Source organism: Anabaena sphaerica FACHB-251 (genome assembly GCF_014696825.1).
GTDB lineage: Bacteria > Cyanobacteriota > Cyanobacteriia > Cyanobacteriales > Nostocaceae > RDYJ01.
Genome location: NZ_JACJQU010000002.1, coordinates 64346 through 82424 on the forward strand (window position 1 = coordinate 64346; position 18079 = coordinate 82424).

The 18079-nt window shown below is 40.5% G+C and carries 13 protein-coding genes; 10 read left to right on the top strand and 3 right to left on the bottom strand.

Going from position 1 to position 18079, the window contains the following annotated elements; genetic code table 11:
- Nucleotides 1-20: 20 nt before the first annotated feature.
- Together H6G06_RS04010 and H6G06_RS04015 are read left to right on the top strand one after the other, a co-directional pair.
- The gene (locus H6G06_RS04010) at nucleotides 21-863 is read left to right on the top strand and encodes a PIG-L deacetylase family protein (protein ID WP_190557343.1); all 843 of its coding nucleotides are present in this window, start codon (nucleotides 21-23) and stop codon (nucleotides 861-863) included.
- A gap of 18 nt (nucleotides 864-881) precedes the next feature.
- A complete protein-coding gene (locus H6G06_RS04015) occupies nucleotides 882-2003 on the top strand; it encodes a glycosyltransferase family 2 protein (RefSeq protein ID WP_190557345.1) in 1122 nt (373 codons plus the stop codon).
- Between the two features lie 90 nt (nucleotides 2004-2093).
- On the opposite strand, the gene H6G06_RS04020 is transcribed toward H6G06_RS04015, so the two are convergent.
- From H6G06_RS04020 to H6G06_RS04030, 3 genes are read right to left on the bottom strand one after another with little or no spacing between them, the layout of a single operon-like run.
- Nucleotides 2094-3071 (bottom strand): glycosyltransferase family 2 protein, encoded by a 978-nt coding sequence (locus H6G06_RS04020; protein ID WP_190557347.1) that lies wholly within the window; start codon nucleotides 3069-3071, stop codon nucleotides 2094-2096.
- Nucleotides 3072-3087: 16 nt separating this feature from the next.
- On the bottom strand, nucleotides 3088-3750 hold the full coding sequence (locus H6G06_RS04025) for a TVP38/TMEM64 family protein (RefSeq protein ID WP_190557349.1): 663 nt from the start codon (nucleotides 3748-3750) through the stop codon (nucleotides 3088-3090).
- Between the two features lie 28 nt (nucleotides 3751-3778).
- Nucleotides 3779-5713 (bottom strand): ArnT family glycosyltransferase, encoded by a 1935-nt coding sequence (locus tag H6G06_RS04030; protein WP_338422907.1) that lies wholly within the window; start codon nucleotides 5711-5713, stop codon nucleotides 3779-3781.
- Nucleotides 5714-6132: 419 nt separating this feature from the next.
- Here H6G06_RS04030 and pcrA point away from each other — a divergent pair, with 419 nt between their 5' ends.
- The 8 genes from pcrA (at nucleotide 6133) to H6G06_RS04070 (ending at nucleotide 17998) form a co-directional block, all read left to right on the top strand.
- Nucleotides 6133-8463, top strand: a complete 2331-nt coding sequence (gene pcrA, locus H6G06_RS04035) for a DNA helicase PcrA (protein WP_190557353.1) — start codon at nucleotides 6133-6135, stop codon at nucleotides 8461-8463.
- Nucleotides 8460-8957, top strand: coding sequence for a nitric oxide synthase oxygenase (locus tag H6G06_RS26980; RefSeq protein ID WP_199306583.1), 498 nt, complete (start codon nucleotides 8460-8462; stop codon nucleotides 8955-8957). The genes pcrA and H6G06_RS26980 overlap by 4 nt, the downstream gene beginning before the upstream one ends.
- The gene (locus H6G06_RS26985) at nucleotides 8948-10873 is read left to right on the top strand and encodes a hypothetical protein (protein ID WP_199306584.1); all 1926 of its coding nucleotides are present in this window, start codon (nucleotides 8948-8950) and stop codon (nucleotides 10871-10873) included. The genes H6G06_RS26980 and H6G06_RS26985 overlap by 10 nt, the downstream gene beginning before the upstream one ends.
- A gap of 507 nt (nucleotides 10874-11380) precedes the next feature.
- The gene (locus H6G06_RS04050; RefSeq protein WP_190557355.1) at nucleotides 11381-13219 is read left to right on the top strand and encodes a fatty acyl-AMP ligase; all 1839 of its coding nucleotides are present in this window, start codon (nucleotides 11381-11383) and stop codon (nucleotides 13217-13219) included.
- Nucleotides 13220-13229: 10 nt separating this feature from the next.
- Entirely contained in the window at nucleotides 13230-15038 is a 1809-nt protein-coding gene (locus H6G06_RS04055) for an acyl-CoA dehydrogenase family protein (RefSeq protein WP_190557357.1), read from the top strand.
- 4 nt (nucleotides 15039-15042) lie between these two features.
- Nucleotides 15043-15399, top strand: a complete 357-nt coding sequence (locus tag H6G06_RS04060; RefSeq protein ID WP_242039591.1) for an acyl carrier protein — start codon at nucleotides 15043-15045, stop codon at nucleotides 15397-15399.
- A 140-nt stretch (nucleotides 15400-15539) separates the two neighbouring features.
- Nucleotides 15540-17003 (top strand): MBOAT family O-acyltransferase, encoded by a 1464-nt coding sequence (locus tag H6G06_RS04065; RefSeq protein WP_190557361.1) that lies wholly within the window; start codon nucleotides 15540-15542, stop codon nucleotides 17001-17003.
- A gap of 68 nt (nucleotides 17004-17071) precedes the next feature.
- Nucleotides 17072-17998, top strand: a complete 927-nt coding sequence (locus H6G06_RS04070) for a hypothetical protein (protein WP_190557363.1) — start codon at nucleotides 17072-17074, stop codon at nucleotides 17996-17998.
- Nucleotides 17999-18079 lie beyond the last annotated feature (81 nt).

An 18079-nucleotide genomic window follows, 5' to 3' on the forward strand; every position in this document is an offset into this window, starting at 1 on the left:
ACTATGACAAGGAAATAAAAATGCTGAACGTCAAGCAGTTTTGTGAGCGGGTGCGAAACAGGATTTTGTGGCTATATAATCGTAAGCTGCCAGAATTTCAGCAAGACTTTATGAGTATGTCACAGTTCCGTTGGCTGGTACATATTGGTAGCAGACCGATGGAAATCACGCAGAAATCTGCGATGATAATTTCACCACACCAGGATGATGAAGTTCTTGGCTGTGGTGGTGTGATTGGATTAAAACGAGAACAGGATATTCCAGTACAAGTTGTTTTCATGACAGATGGTGCTGCTTCTCATTCCTGGCATCCTGATTTTAAATCTGGAGAAATAGTCACCGTTCGTAGAGATGAAGCACTTACAGCTTTAAGTATATTAGGTGTTGATTCTTCGCAAATTCACTTCCTCGACAACCCCGATAGTAAGCTGCGATTTTTAAATGCAACTGAGCGTCAAAAGATTATTGAAAAATTAGCTCAACTCTTGCAGTCTTTCCAACCACAAGAAGTCTATGTTCCACATCGCAAAGACCGTACCAAAGACCATGAAGCAACTTACGAATTAGTTCAAGAGGCAATTATTCTCTCAGGAATTGAAGTAGAGCTATTACAATACCCTATTTGGATTCTCTGGCATTCTCGGCTATTTCGGGACTTGCAACTACAAGAGTTATCTAATGCTTACCGTCTATCAATTCATCCTCTTATAGATAAGAAAAAACAGGCAATTGCAGCCTATCGTTCTCAGTACACACCTATAGATATGCACTCTTCTCCCATTTTAAAGTCTGCTTTTCTCAAGAGATTTTTCTTGCCTTATGAGATATTTTTTAAATCTGATTTGCCCAAAAATAAACATTGAAATAAAAACCTTAAATTTATGAACCCGAATGCAACTAATCCTCAAGATAACCAGACAAGTTATAGCATCAACCAAAACCTAAAATTGCCAGTTTTATTAGATGATATATCACTACCTCAAGAATTACCACCTATTGTTCTCCTTGCCTTTACCCGTCCCGATCTTCTTCAAGAAGTTCTCCCAGCTATAGCTCAACAAACTTTGCATCCATCACAGATTCTGGCTTTCATTGATGGACCACGCAATGAAAAAGATCAACTTCTAATTGATCAGTGCATTAGTTTATTGACGGAATTTTCTCATACTATTCCCGTTAAAATTATTAAACAGCCACATAACTTGGGTTGTGATGCTCATGCAATTTGGGCGCTTACTGAGACTTTTTCTCATTATCCTGCTGCTATTTATTTAGAGGACGATACGATTCCCCATCCTTATTTTTACGATAGGATGTGTCGGCTACTAGAAGCTTATCGTCACTTTACACAAGTATTTTCAATCACAGCTTATGCCAATTTTCCGAGTGAAATACGTGAACTGATATCAGAGGATTTTATGGTATCAAGGCGTATATTTGCTTTGGGTTTAGCAACTTGGGCAGATCGTTGGCAAAACTTAAATCTTGCTGATTATCCCCAAGGTTATAACCCTTTTGGTCATTTCTATAAAATTCCTGCCACCATACAAACAAAATATACAATTATTAATCAATTTTTTATAGAAGCAGAAAACAAAAAAGATTGGGTTATTACCCTGACTTTAGCTGCTTTATATCAGGGATACATACATATAACACCAATGGTATCTTTGGTACATAATATAGGATTTGGACATTCCCAAGCTAAAACATACAATACAGGTACAGAACCAAGTTGGGCAAACGCCCATAGCGACCCATCCGCTTGTCCAAACAAATTACCTTCTAGCTTGGAACTGATCAAGCCTCTAGCAGATTATTTTGATGGAGTTGAGTTGGCCAAACATTTGGAAAGTTCTCAGAGTTTATGGCTGAGTCCATCAGGTATCTGGTACTTATTAGGTAAATACAGTGGTTGGGGCAGTCGAGTTGCCTTTCTGAAACTCTTCTTTTCTCGAATACTTATTTTAATTAGGCGTTGGCGTTCTGGAAAACCGATTTGAAAATTGATAACTCCAAGATAGAACTTAATAGCAGGTAAATGAATTACAAAATAAGCGTGACAAAGCTATGCAACAAGAGGTTTCTATCTCTTATTCAGCTACTCTCGCCTGTTTTTGAGTCTCTTGATATTGCTCATCAAAACCTGCCACTTCTGACAGTGTGTAAAGAGGTCTTTGTTTGACTTCTTCATAAATACGCCCGATATACTCACCTAAAATACCAATACTAACTAGTTGTACTGCTCCCAAGAAGAAGACAATCATCAGAACTATAGTAATGCCAGTGAGGGGAGAATGGGGGGTAAAAAGTCGCCAGTACAAAACCAGCAGACACATAAATAATGAAACCAGAGCAGCTAACAATCCTAAATAAGTTGAGAGCCGTAGCGGTACTTTGGAAAAAGAAACCAGTCCGTTGATTGCCAGTGCAAAAGATTTGCGAAATGTATATTTAACATCACCCGCAAAACGAGGATCTCTTTCAAACCGGATGGCGGTTTGATTAAAACCTACCCATGAGCGCAACCCTCGAATGTAGCGGTTTCTTTCTGGCATAGCATTGAGTACATCGACAACTTTGCGATCTAATAAACAAAAATCTCCAGTGTCGGTAGGAATATCAACGTCTGCGAGATTTTTCAAAAGGCGATAAAAAGCATAAGCTGTGAAACGTTTAAATAGACCTTCTTGAAGGCGTTTTGTACGTTGAGCGTAGACAATTTGATATCCCTGCTGCCATAGTTCCACCATTTCAGGAATCAACTCTGGTGGATCTTGTAAATCAGCATCTAAAATGACAACTATCTGTCCACGAGCAAAATTCAAACCTGCTGTTACGGCAATTTGATGGCCAAAATTCCTTGCCAGACTCAAATAAACTACACGCGGATCTTTTTGGTGTAATTCGCGCATCATTTTGAGGGAGCGATCGCGACTACCATCATTAATCAAACACAACTCTACTGAACCATCCATCTGATTCATCACCAGAGAAATACGGCGATACATTTCGTAAATGGTTTCTTCTTCGTTGTAGATTGGGACGAGAAAAGAATATTTAGGTAGCATAGTTGAGCTATATATATTAACGTTTTTTACGAGATGGAAAAGAGCGACGACGACGATACCAAGTAGAACCACCAACGAGCATTCCAATCAATGCCAAAGCACTGATTAATGGCAAAATATCGCCAGTACGGATAGCTTTTAAACCAGAACTACCCAACATCACAAATGGTAAAATTCCTGGTACTGTCCCCAATGTTGTGCCAATCAGGTAATCTTTGAAACTGATTGATGTCAAACCCGCTGCAAAATTAACCAGTCCATAGGGCATAATTGGCATCAGACGAATAGCAAACATATAAAATATTCCTCCTTGCTGGACTTCGGCATCTATGGCCTGCCAACGTCCTGCCAGTCGCTGTGAAATCACTTCACGTCCTATGGTTCGGGCAAAGAAAAAGGCGGCGATCGCTGCAATAATCGCTCCGATACTTGTCCAAAACGTACCCAGCCAAGGTCCAAAAATAGCTCCCCCAGTCAGATTTAATGCTGTGGAAGGCAAAATCAAAATTGTTGCCACCACATAGATCAATATATATGTAACAGGAGCCCATATTCCCGCCGCTTTTAACCAGGAACTAATCAAATTCGGATCAATCCCCCCCAGCAAATATCCTACTACTCCAGTGGCTATCAGACATACAGCCATTAGTAAGGCAAAACCAGTTTTCCAATTCAGCATAAATAAAGATTCCTAATCTTCAACAACCCTACTGAGGCATGAGAATAGTGATTGGCTTTGATGACCATTTTTGGATATATTTTGTATTTTCAAAATTCAGCATTGCTACTGGAGGTTCTTTGTCTCTTCTCACCGCAATAATGGCACAGGGTTTAAAATCTTTATAAGGATACATTTCCGGTCTTAGGGCATAGAAATTCTCAGGATTTAAAATATGTTTAAATCTATTGACTCGATTTTTATTTTCATTTAATAAAACCCAAAAAGGATATTCCCAATAATTACCAGAAGGTACTTTCTCTGCACCTAAAGATAATCCTATCTCAGTACAGCTTGTGGTCTTCATAAAATCGGCTGCATCAGAATAAGGTTTTATTATTTGAGGCCTTTGGGTAAAATAGAGTTCCTTTCTGGTAGTATTAAAAATGTTCGTCTCTGCTGCAATTGGGCGAGATTTATTAAGCAACACAAATTGCCCAGATGTTACTAAGAGAATTACCGCTAAGATTGTAATAATATGGCGATTCCAATTTTGACAAAAAACCAGACCAACAAAAGCTGAAAACAAGACAAAAATAGTTAAATGATGCCGACTTTGATATGGTTGGAGTTTGAGCATCCAACAAATAAGTAAGAAGCTACAAATTAAACATAAAACATAAATCATTACCTCTCTATTATTTCTAAGTTTCTTATAGCAAATAAAAATACATATAGCTAAGAAAATCAGTAATAAATGTAGAGGGTTCCCAGCTACATTTTCATCAAAAGAAAGACCAGGAACACCTGTATAGGAGTTTGGAGGGTGTGTGATCCGCGTGTCATTAATATCTACACCTAAAAAACCATGAATTATGGTAATTAATTTGGCGACTTTACCTATAGTTGGCTCAATGACACCTTGCAGTCCCAGATGTCTAACTATATCAGCATGAAGAGACAGGTTTCTGATGATGTTAGAAACCCAAGTAGGTATGCTGTATATTTCTGGTTTGTAGTCTATCGAATACTCTGCGGCTGAGATAGGACTTGCGTATAAACTAAAATTACGTAAATAATGATTAATATTTAAACTCAAGAAAATCACACTAATAATAGAGATTGGTTTCCACATTTTCCAGCGCATCTGATTGACATAACAAAGGAAAAACCAAACCATAAAAGGAAAAGCATAGATATAACCCGAACTTTTGGTAAAAACAGCTAGGCCGCAACTAGCACCAATACCTAGAGTTAAGTTTATAGGAGGATTTCTATAGGGCAAAGTTAATAAAATATAATGGGCTAAACAAACTACCCAAAAACAAACTGCATAATCATTTTGGGTGCTAGAAGCCTGAAGAATGCCCATCGGTAAAGTAGCACAGAAAACACTAGCAAAAATTTGTCCACGTCTATCTGCCCCTAGCTGCTTGGCAATTAGAGATACACCGAGTATACTGCCAATCATACTCAACGTTTGTACTAAATTTGCGAACCTATCCCCACCACTGAGGATCTGTAGATGTAGGATAACAACTTCCGCAAAAGGTGGGTGAACTAATTGGGCTGAGTAGTAGGTAGGGTAGTGAGCAAGGTGGCGGTTTTGTATCCAATGAACTACCCGCGCCATGTGATAAGTCATCGAGTCCCAAGTATTTGGCGGGGCAACAATAGCAATTACACTGGTAGCAGCAATAATAACAGTTACTCCAGATAGTAAAACTAGGGAGACAGGAGTAATTTTGGGAATTTGGGGAAGATAGAGTTTTCTCTTTCCTGTTTTAATTAGTCGATAAGAAATCCATCCCAAGCTAAGATTAGTCAATAACCACAGGGCTAAAACCCAGGCAAATGTGATGATGTGGAATAAACTTAAGAATTCGGTAAAAAAGGTGACTAATACTCCCCAGGCAACTCCCGCCGATAACACAGAACTGCGCCAATCTCGTTCAGGATTGTGAAAAATAAAAAAAAGAATCACTAATGGGATTAAAAGTAATCCAGCCAGCATATGATAACCTCACACTTATGTAAGCCACTCAAAAATAGTGCTTGTCACCCTATCAAAATGCAATCTCTGAAAAAATACTTAGATATTACTCACATAGGATAATATCAGATATACAGTAGCACGCCAAATTTTTTCCCAGTTTTTTCCATAAATTCTTTGGCTACAGTCTTTAAACAAGTGCAGAAATTTGCAAATATAGTCCTTTTGAGAAAAGTTATAATGTCGTTATCTTGCTATAACTTAGTCTAAAAAACAACCAAGTATACTGGATTGATTAATTTTTCATAGGACAAGATATTGAAAGGATGTTTTAAAATTGATGTTACCCCTTCAGCTAATATACTTTGGGGTAATAAAATAGGTCTTTGCGATCGCTCTTTCACACATCCATGACCACAAAAATTGACTTCCTTAGCCACCTCAACCCCAGTCAGCGTCAAGCTGTCGAACACTACTGCGGACCATTATTAGTGGTAGCTGGTGCTGGTTCCGGTAAAACCCGTGCGCTTACCTACCGGATCGCCAATCTGATTCTTAAACACCGTGTTAATCCAGAAAATATCTTAGCCGTGACTTTCACCAACAAAGCCGCACGGGAGATGAAAGACAGGATTCAAAGGTTATTTGCTGAACAATTAGCAATTACTCAACACGGTCAAAAGTTTGATTTGTTACCAGAACATGAACAAACTCAGTTAAAATCAAAGGTTTACCGCACCATCATCAAAAATATGTGGTGTGGAACTTTCCACAGTCTTTTTTCTCGCATTCTTCGCTATGACATTGAAAAATATCAAGATGAAAAAGGACGACGTTGGAATAAAAACTTTTCCATTTTTGATGAATCTGACGTTCAAAGCCTCATCAAAGAAATAGTTACCAAAGAGCTTAATTTAGATAGTAAAAAATTTGAGCCTAAATCCGTCCGCTACGCTATCAGCAACGCCAAAAACCAAGGCTTTTCACCCCAAGAATTTGAACGAGAACAACCCAATTATCGCGGCAGAGTAATTGCTGACGTTTACAATCGTTATCAAGATAGATTAGCACAAAATAACGCTTTAGATTTTGATGATTTAATTCTCATACCTACTCGATTATTTCAGCAAAATGAACAAATATTAGGTTATTGGCATCGCAAATTTTGTCATATTCTAGTAGATGAATATCAAGATACAAACCGCACTCAATACGATCTCATTCAGCTTTTAGTTACCAACGGTGAAAATCGTAAAAATGAATGGAACTGGGAAAATCGCTCTGTATTTGTAGTCGGTGATGCTGACCAATCAATTTATAGTTTTAGAATGGCTGATTTTACCATCCTACTAGAATTTCAAGAAAATTTCGGCGATGGATTAGAAGATGATGATACCAGAACAATGGTGAAGTTAGAAGAAAACTATCGTTCCTGTGAAAACATTCTTCAAGCTGCAAACGAACTAATTGAAAATAACACCCAACGCATTGATAAAATTCTCAAAGCTACACGAGATCCCGGAGAAGAAATTTATTGTTATAAAGCAGATGATGAAATAGCAGAAGCCGATTTTGTGATTAATCAAATTCGTACCTTAGAACATCAAAACCCAGAAATAAACTGGGGTAACTTTGCTATTCTTTATCGAACTAACGCTCAATCTCGACCATTTGAAGAGCTATTAGTAAAATATCAAATTCCTTATACAGTTGTAGGAGGAATGAAATTTTATGACCGCAAAGAAATTAAAGATGCTGTAGCTTATTTAAGAGCAATTAATAATCCGGCTGATACAGTGAGTTTATTAAGAGTTATTAATACTCCACGACGGGGAATTGGTAAAGCCACTATTGACGCTTTAATGAATGCTTCTCAACAATTAGGTACAACATTATGGGACATATTAAGTGATGAAACCTCAGTAAATACCTTAGCGGGACGTTCGGCAAAATCTGTACATGGTTTTGCTCAAATAATTCAAAAATGGCAAGAAAATATCACCAAGGTTCCCGGTTCTGAGATTTTAGAAGGAATTTTAGAAGATTCTGGTTATATTCAAGACCTGCAAAATCAAGGTACAGATGAAGCTGATAATAGAATCAGTAACGTTAAAGAACTTTATAACGCAGTATTGCAATTTCAAGAAGAAAACGAAGGGGAAGATATTTCCTTGCAAGCATTTTTGCAAAGTGCGGCGCTGAGTTCTGATTTAGATAACTTAAAAGAAGGACAAACAGCAGTTTCCTTAATGACCTTACACGCTTCCAAGGGGCTGGAATTTCCGGTAGTCTTTTTAGTAGGGTTAGAACAGGGACTATTTCCTGGTTATCGTTCCTTACAAGATCCCGCATCTTTAGAAGAAGAACGACGTTTATGCTATGTGGGAATAACTCGCGCTAAAGAAAGATTATACTTGTCCCATGCTAGAGAGAGACGTTTATATGGTTCTAGAGAACCAGCAATGCGATCGCAATTTCTCGACGAATTACCAGAAGAACTGTTAACCACGAAACATAAAGTTAGTCGTACTTTTACTAAGTCCCCATCTGCAAAATCTGATATTAACAGCACTACACAAAATTGGCAAGTAGGGGAAAAGGTATTACATAAAACTTTTGGGATTGGTGAAATTACACACGTTTTTGGTGCTGGGAACAAGATATCTGTAGCGATTAAATTTGCTAGTTTGGGTCAAAAAATAATTGACCCCAGAGTAGCGCAGTTGCAAAGAATGGATTGATATTTTACAATACTCATACCTATGAAGAACTGGCTTATGGTACTCAGGTGGCGTGGCGTAATGCTTCCAAATGTGTGGGCAGAATTGCTTGGAATAATATGGTAGTGCGCGATCGCCGTCATGTCACTGACCCAGATGAAATGTTCCGTGAGTGTCAAGAACACGTCAAATTTGCGACCAATGGTGGCAATTTGCAGATCACGATGACCGTCTTTCGTCCCAAGCAACCGAAGGAAAGGTGGGGTCTGCGCTTTTGGAATTCCCAACTCTATCGCTATGCAGCTTATGAACAGCCCGATGGTAGCATTTTGGGCGATCCAGCAAATCTGGATCTAACCAACGCCATTATCAAATTTGGCTGGCAACCACCAGCACCCCGCACCGCTTATGACATTTTACCTGTGGTGATAGAAGGGCAAACTGCATTGTACCGATTCACAAAGGTGATGAAATTAAAGGACAGGCAGAAACTTTTAAACAGTGGTTGGGCTTAGTTTCCCGCGTGATTGGTGAAGATGCGACATCTGGTAGTACCGCAACTTCAACAACTAAACTTACCGTTACCTTCCTTGAGGAAGCGACACTTCCCCCAGTTGCAAGGGAACGCGGTATTTCTGTTCCTGTGGTTGCCAATCAAGAATTGCTGCAAGAAGTGATTGCGGGTAGTCGTTCCACTCGCTTTATTGCCTTCGATTTGAGTAATACTGACCTCCACTATGAAACAGGTGATCACCTTGCTGTGCATCCCTGCAATCCGCCAGAGTTGGTACAGCGATTGTGCGATCGCCTCAACCTTAATCCTGATGCTTACTTTACGGCTCAATACGTTACTTCTAGCGGTGAATCTTTAGCAGATCAACCTCCCATTGGCGTTCCTAACACAGTTCATCAAGTCTTCTCAGAAGACCTGGATCTGGCATTGCGAGAACCCTTGACTGATTTGTTGGCGTACTTGTATTCCACCGTGCAGAACCCCCAGGAAAAATATCGGCTGGAAACCTGGTTAGAAATTTTGCGCCAGGGGGATGAAAACCCCGATAGCATTGCCCTCAAAAAGAACCTCACGGATAACTTTGTCAGTGTGGTGGATCTGTTTGAGGAATTTTCTTCTGCTCCCATAGAACTTGGTGTACTTTTGGAATTGTTACCCAAGCAAAAACCCCGCCTTTATTCCATTTCTTCCTGTCCCTTACTCCATCCTCGACAAATTCAAATCACAGTAGGTGTACTGCAAATTACAACAGATGCAGGTAAAGTACGTCAGGGACTTTGTTCTCACTATCTGGCTGGACTGCAACCTGGTTCCTCTGTGCGGATTGGTGTTCTTACTTCTGCTTTCCGTCCTCCTGCTGATTCCCAAGCACCGATGTTGATGGTGGGACCAGGAACAGGGGTTTCTCCTTTAATCGCCTTCCTTCAGCACGGGGAAGCACTGCAAAACCAAGGAGTGCCGTTAGGTGAAGCCAGTCTGTATTTCGGGTGTCGCAATCACAGTGATTTTATCTATCAGGAACAGTTGCAAACTTGGCAAAATCAAGGCGTTCTCACAGAGTTAAATGTGGCTTTTTCTCGGTTGGTTGAGCAGAAGCAATATGTCCAAAACTTGATGGAACAGCAACCCGAAAAAATCTGGCAAATTCTCAGCCATCCTCAATGTCATTACTATGTTTGTGGTGATGCAAAAATGGCAGATGATGTGTTCACTGTGATGATGGCGATCGCTAAAAAGCAAGGAAAACTCACCCATGCAGAAATGGTAAAATTCTTTGACCGGATGAAGCAAGAAAAACGCTTCTTTACCGATGTTTGGGGGGTGCAGTTGAACTTTAAGCAAGCCATCCAACAGCTACAAAAAAACAACTATTCCAAAGCCGAACTCTGGCTCAATCGCATCAAAGATTCCGTAGATGCTTACAACCCAGAATCAAACCCCATCTTTTACGAAGCCCTCCAGAAGCACTTCCCAGGCGCTCTACCCATGCCTGTTTATATGCAAATCACCTACGAGACGTTGGGTGATTACGGTTTTGAAGACAAAAATACAATGGGGATGACTACCCTCTGTCGGGATGAAATCACTGACCCATTTTCGACTGAAGTAGTCCGCAAGTGGGGTGAGTCGTTCAATTGCTCTAGCTTGGCAGGGTTTGTGATGATGGGCAAAACGGCTGTAGCAGCTGCTACCGATCATGTGCCAATTGTAGATGACAAGCGGCGGTTTGCCTTTTATGCCATGCCTCACATTGCCATTTCTAAAGATGGGGAAGTGGGCAAAGTCTACCGTTACGGCAGCAAAAAAATTTCTCATGCTTGCGGTGCATTGGAGGCGATCGTTAAAGAACTGTTATCCGGTCGGCTCAAGTTAGAAATGGATATGCAAGATGTGGAACAAACAATCATTCGAGAATAAATAATTATCTGTAGCCTATTTCCTGTAATAATTTTTAACTATAGCCATGGACAGGGTGGTTAGGACATCAAGTGATAATGAAACTCCCACTACAAAAGGGTTTTACTCCTGAACGGCAGTTGACGGCAGTTGCTACAAGTCGGGGAACCCGCCCAACGCACTGCCTCCTCCTGACTCCTGACTCCTGCTATAAGTCAGAAATTTTCATCAAAACTTTATGATATCTTTTCACATTCAAAATCTCAAAAAGGTGAAAACCCTTTAAAAATCATAGCTATACCCAGACATAACCACAGAAATAACTACTTGATATTCAACATTCAATTTATAAGTTTGGTGAAAATACCGAAGAGGCTGTACAAGAAATCGGTTTTATATGTCACAATAAATTGCTATAAAACAAAAAAAATATCAAGCACATAGCCATAGAGTTGTACTCCGTACAGCCCAGAAATATACAGTGCTATATATTAATTTCAGATACACTAATCTTGTCGTAGTCGTCAGATGACTCAAAGCCTAGCTACCCAAAATCAGCCCATGAGCAACTTCTCTACCCTGATCGAACTACTGCGCTGGCGTGCCGTCCAGGAACCAGATAAACTCGCCTATACATTCCTGATAGATGGGAAAACAGAGGGTTTAAAGTTTACATATCAAGACCTTGACCGTCAAGCCCGTGCTATTGGCGCTTTGTTACAGCAACACAATGGCAAAGGACAAAGAGCATTGTTACTTTACCCCCAGGGATTGGAAGTCATAGCGGCTTTCTTGGGTAGTCTCTATGCCGGGGTAATAGCTATACCAGTACCACCCCCTGATGCGGGCAGACTGAAACGGGCATTACCTCGGTTACGGGCAATAGTCAAAGATGCCAATGCTACCTTTGCCCTTACCAATCAAAGCTTTCTAGGCATTCTGAAAGAAGCAGAATCAGACTTTCCAGAATTCAAAGAAATGACTTGGATAGCCACTGAAGACGTTGATTTGCAACTAGCAGATCAGTGGCAAGATCCCCAAATTAGTCCAGATAGTTTGGCATATTTGCAATATACTTCTGGTTCTACCTCCACACCCAAAGGGGTGATGATCAGCCATCACAATATTATTCACCACTGCGGTTATCTACAAAAAGCCTGTGGCTACGATGCTGATAGTGTTTCCATAACCTGGATGCCTTATTTCCATGATTATGGATTAGTGGAAGGCATGACCGAACCACTTTATAACGGACATCCCTGCTATGTCATCTCTCCCCTAGCCTTCATTAAACGTCCACTGCGTTGGCTGCAAGCTATTGAGCGTTATAGGGGTACTCACAGTCAAGCCCCTAACTTTGCTTATGAACTGTGTGTGAGTCGTATTACTGATGAACAAGTGGCAAGTTTAGATTTAAGTAGTTGGCAAGCTGCGGGAAATGCAGCAGAACCAATTAATCCCAGAGTATTAGAAGAATTTTATGAAAAATTTGCACCTGCTGGTTTTCAGTGGGAAACCTTTGCACCTGCCTATGGTTTAGCAGAAGATACCCTGCTAGTATCAACCAGTCCTAAACAAACTCCACCGGTACTATGTCTGGTGAAAACATCAGAAATTGAGAAAAACAAAATTGTCGAAGCTGATGCTTGGGGTGATGGTGTCCGGGCTATTCCAGGATGTGGACAACTGGTATGTGATACCAAAGTAGCCATAGTTGACCCTGATACTTTGATTCGTTGCAAACCTGACGAAGTGGGTGAGGTTTGGGTATCTGATCCGAGTGTGGCAGGTGGTTATTGGCAGCGTCCAGAGGAAAGTGAGAGTACCTTCCGTGCCTATACTGCGGATACTAAAGAGGGTCCATTCCTCAGAACTGGTGATTTAGGTTTTATGAAAGGTGGTGAGTTGTTCATCACCGGACGGATCAAAGATTTGATTATTATCCGAGGTACTAACCACTACCCTCAAGACCTGGAGTGGACAGTACAGCAAATTCATCCTTGCTTACGTCCTGACTATGGTGCAGCCTTCTCTATAGAGGCCGAAGGTGTGGAAAGATTGATAGTGGTGCAGGAAGTAAAACGCAATGCCGAAGAGTATCAAGCTGAGGAAGTCATCAGTAATATTCGTCAGGCGATCGCTGAAATTCATGAACTGCAAGTTTATGCTGTAGTCTTAGCTAAACCAGGTAATATCCTCAAAACTTCCAGCGGGAAAATTCAACGTCGCGCTTGTAAAGCCAGTTTCCTATCAGGAGAATTGGAAGTGTTATCAGACTGGAGTGAAAACCCTAAATACAGCGCCAACTACCGCAAATTATCCAAAGAAGTTGATAACTTACTAGATCAAGTGCAAGTTACCCATTAAGGAGAACATTATGCAGCCACTCAAACAATTTTGGGTCGCCGAAGCACTAGAAAAGGATTTAGGCGATCCTGGTAATCCAGAGAGTATGATGTCCTTCAAACAGGTAATAGACCTGGATGAAAAGGAAGAATTTCCCCAGGAAATAATTGACTGGTTATATAACTGGAAACTGCAACATTACTACATTCCCACAGAATGCGGTGGTGAATTTACCAGATTTGACGAGTTCATATCCTTTGTGCGCGTGCTTTCACGGCGCGATCAAACCGCAGGAATCGCTTTTACGACTATGTTTTGGTCATACCTAGTATGGATGGCAGGAACAGACGAGCAGAAGCAAATCCTGTCTAGCTTTATGAAAGATGCCAACGGGACTATGTGCCTAGCTTATTCCGAAAAAGCACATGGTAGCGATTTGTTGGGTGGGGATATGCAAGCCACAAAAGTTGATGGCGGTTATATCCTCAACGGAGAAAAATGGCCAATTAACCGCGCTACACGCTCTGGAGTCGCCTTTGTCCTAGCTAGAACAGACCCAGATGGGGGACCCCGTAGCCTTTCTCTGTTCATGGTGGAAAAGAGCAAAATTAACCCAGATAACTTTAGTAATCTGCCCAAAATTCTCACTCATGGGATTCGTGGGTCAGATATGAGTGGTATCTGCTTTGATAACTGCTTTATTCCCGAATCTATGCGGTTAGGGGCCGAAGGGATGGGACTAGAACTAGCCCTGAAGGGATTCCAAATCACTAGAGCCTTATGTGCAGCTTTTTCCCAAGGTGCGGCTGATACAGCTTTGCGTACTACCTTAAAATTTGCGATCGAACGCAAACTATACGGTAAGACAGTATTTGATATGCCCCAACCCCGACGCACACTTACAGATGCGTTTTTAGATATCTTGATTTGCGACTGTTCTACCTTTGGTGTGGGTCGTGGTTTTAGTACCATGCCAGAACAAATTAGCGTCTGGTCAGCAGTGGTGAAATATTTTGTTACCACCACCTTGGAAACAGTAGTAAACAATGTATCCGTTGTTTTAGGTTCACGCTTCTATATGCGGGAAGCACATGACTGGGGTATTTTCCAGAAAGTGCTGCGGGATAACTCCATCATCAGTATGTTTGATGGCAGCAGCGTTGTTAATCTTCATGCCCTATTACTGCAACTACGGCAGTTAACCAAATCTCGTGCCAGAAATGCTGGAAAGAATCTAGAAGCATTAGAAGCGCGGCTGGCTACAACTTTTGACTTAACCCAGAATTTACCCGCATTTAATGGCAAAAAACTGGAGTTGGTTAACCGGGGTGGAGATGATGTACTACAAGGACTAGATTTGGCTTTGGCATCTTTGGAGAAGCTAAAAACAGACTCTAATCTGAATCCAGATACTCTCTACCAAATCATTACTTTAACGGATATAGTACGAGAAGAATTAAACAATCTGGATGTAAAAATTACAGAGTCAACCTTCCAGTTTGGACATGAACAAGATCCAGAATTGTTTGATATGGCCAAACAATACTGTATATTACACGCTGCGGCTGCTTGTGTGTATACATGGATTTACAACCGTAATCACCTGGGAGAATTCTTTGCTAATGGAGAATGGTTAGCTCTTAGCTTGCGTAGGCTAATGTCAAACTTACGGCCAGCTACATCATTACCTGGAAGAATCGACGACAGTTGTGTAGTCCAAGAAATGATTCGTTTGTATAACGAAGACCGGATGTTTTCCATCGTTCCCTTCCAACTAGCAAAATCTCAACTACAGGAAACTACCACAGATGCAACTCCAAAACTCCAACTCCAAACCTGATACTATGAACTCTATTGATACTATTCAAGGATGGTTAGTTAACCAGATTGCTAAACAACTAGGAATCAAAGCTGAAACCATCAAAGTAACTGAACCTTTAACCCGCTATGGTTTAGATTCTATTGACTCTGTAACCATAGTTGGTGATATGGAAGATTGGTTAGGTGCAGAACTTCCTTCCACCTTACTTTGGGACTATCCAACTATTGAAAAAGCTGCTAAATACTTAGTTGATGAAGCGGGTGTTTCCCCTGCGGAAACTGCTACTGCTGAACCCGTTGCTGTTACTAGTAAACCTAAAGAAGAAGCTACCCAAGGTAAAGGTTGGGGCGGTCTTTGGAACAAGATTAGTGGTAGTTGATATGGTGATAGGAGGCAGGAGGCAGGAGGCAGGAGGCAGGAGGAAAAAAGCAATATCTTATCTTCCCCAGTCCCCAGTTCCCAGTCCCCAGTCCCCAATCCCCAATCCCCAGTATTTTCACAGGTGGGAGGCATGGTGAATTGAATTTTTCGGAGTTTTCGTTTTGGTGGGTGCTGCTATTATTTGCCATCCCTTATTTTACAGTCCGCTATGTTGCCAAGTCTTTGAACCTGTGGAGAGGTGTTTTTGACGCAGTTGGCTTGGCGGTGATGTCGTTGTTCTTATTTGTCAACGCATCAAAATCTAGTTTTGCCATCTTTATGTGTGAAATCATCTTCAACTACATCATGGTGTGGTTGATGTTGAGACAAGAAAAATGGCAAGCTAAGTTAATTGCTACAGTTGTAGTGGTAATTGATATTGCAATTCTGGCATATTTCAAATATCTCAACTTCTTTGTCGAAGATGTTTTAGGTTTAGTAGTTCCAGGATTAGCAGAAACTTGGCAATCAAAGTCTATTCCTGGGATGGGTTCAATTCCACCAGGATTGTCTTTTTATACGTTTCAGATGGTGGGGTTTGTAGTTGATTCCTATACCAGCAGAAAAAAACAACCCATTGCGGCTTTAGATTACGTCAACTTTGTTTCCTTTTTTCCCCAAGTGGTAGCAGGGCCAATTGAACGGAGAGCAGACTTGTTTCCGCAGATTGAAAACTTTAGATTTAAGTTGACATTTGATAACTTTGAATCTGGTTTTCGTTGGTTATCTCTAGGACTATTTATGAAGTTTGTCCTGGCAGATAATATTTCACCTTATATCAAATTAGATCAAGTTGATAATCCTTGGTTAGTTTGGTTTTTTGCTTTTTTGTTTACATTACAAATTTATTTTGATTTTGGTGGATATAGTTTTATTGCCGTAGGGTTAGGAAAATTTGTAGGTGTTAAATTAACCCTTAACTTTCTCGCTCCCTATACTTCCCAGAGCATTAACGAGTTTTGGCGTAGATGGCACGTTACCCTTAGTACGTGGTTTAGAGATTATGTTTTTCTGCCTTTAATGGGCAAAAATATGAAGTATGCCCCATTTTATCTTTTTATTACTTTTACCCTATCTGGTTTTTGGCACGGAGCCGCATGGAATTTTATTCTGTGGGGAGCTTATCACGGTTTATTGCTTCTAGTATTGCGCTATGCTGGACGACCATTTTATAAATTTTTGGGACAGCAAAAGTTTTTAATGCCGCAGTTTATTTCCTGGGCTTTAACTTTTGGATCTGTAATTTTGGGATGTTTGTTTTTTATGGAAACAAACACAGGACGCTTGATGCAAAAGCTTTTAGTTTTAATAACTCCTTGGAATTATTCTTTATCTAATTTGGGTGAAGCATTGACATTCTTTAATGAGAATGGAGCAGCGGCTTTAGTATTCACTTTGTTTTTGTCAATAGGACTATTATTGATGGAACAAATTGGAGTTTGGCGACAAGGAGAAACGGACTATGATTTGTTAGTTTCTCCTTGGATGTCACGGGTTTTGTTAGTGCTAACTATTTTGTTTGCCGCGAATACTCCCTCTCCATTTATTTACTTTGAATTTTAGAGTCATTGGTCATTAGTCATTAGTTAATTTCTCCCTATTCCCTTCTTACTGTCACCTGTCACCTAATTATGAACAAGTTTTTCAAACTTTCTAGTTGGTTTGCGATCGCTGGTTTAACGTGGGGTGTTGGTTATTTTTACAATGCCCGTTATGGTGGTGAACTTAGCTGGTTGCGGATGATGTATGAAGAGAAAATAGCGATAGCTAAAGAAGTACAAGCACCCCAGCGTATTCTCATTGTCGGTGGTTCTGGCGCTCATTACACCGTCGATGCCAAACTGATGCAAGAGAAATTAGGCATCCCTACTATTAACATAGCCACAGATGGACCTATCGGTTTAGATGTGATTTTGCCTAGTGTTGTTGATGTGATCAAAAAAGGCGATATCGTCCTACTTATTCCCGAATATTTATTATTACTCGATGATGACGGTTTTGGCGATCGCTCTGGTCAGTTTGGTGCAGCTATTGGTAAACCCGGTTTAGGAAATGTACCCCCCAAACAACTCGCTCAAGACTTGATGTTATTAGGTATACCCACCCTAAAATCTGCAACTAAATCATCTTTGGATGTGGTGCAGAAAGGCCGTTTAACCGGTTATTATTCTGACCCCGTAACAGCTAACGGTGATCCGACAGTCATGAAAAAACGCACTAAAAGCGAATGGTGGTCATTGACAATTAAAGATAGTGTTTCTCCCCATTCCTTGCGACGAATTGAGCAATTTAAGCAGGAAGTTGAAGCTAAGGGAGCAACTTTGGTATTAGGACTTTCTTGGATTTATGGTAGCACTGATACTAAAACCATCAGTAATATTCGGAAAACAGCAACAGAGTTGGGCAAAATTGCCCCGGTACTTTATGACAAAGAAACTTTAAATGTGAAGACTGATTCTAGTTTGTTTGCTGATACCCATTATCATCTTAATCCTGATGGCCGTCGTACTCGCACGAGTGAACTGGTTGAGCAGTTTAAAGCAGCAAATATTAAATGATATGTCAGAATTCAGGTAGGGCGATAAGATCCCCGACTTCTGACATCAATTGATAATTTGTGGACACAATAAACAAAAGAA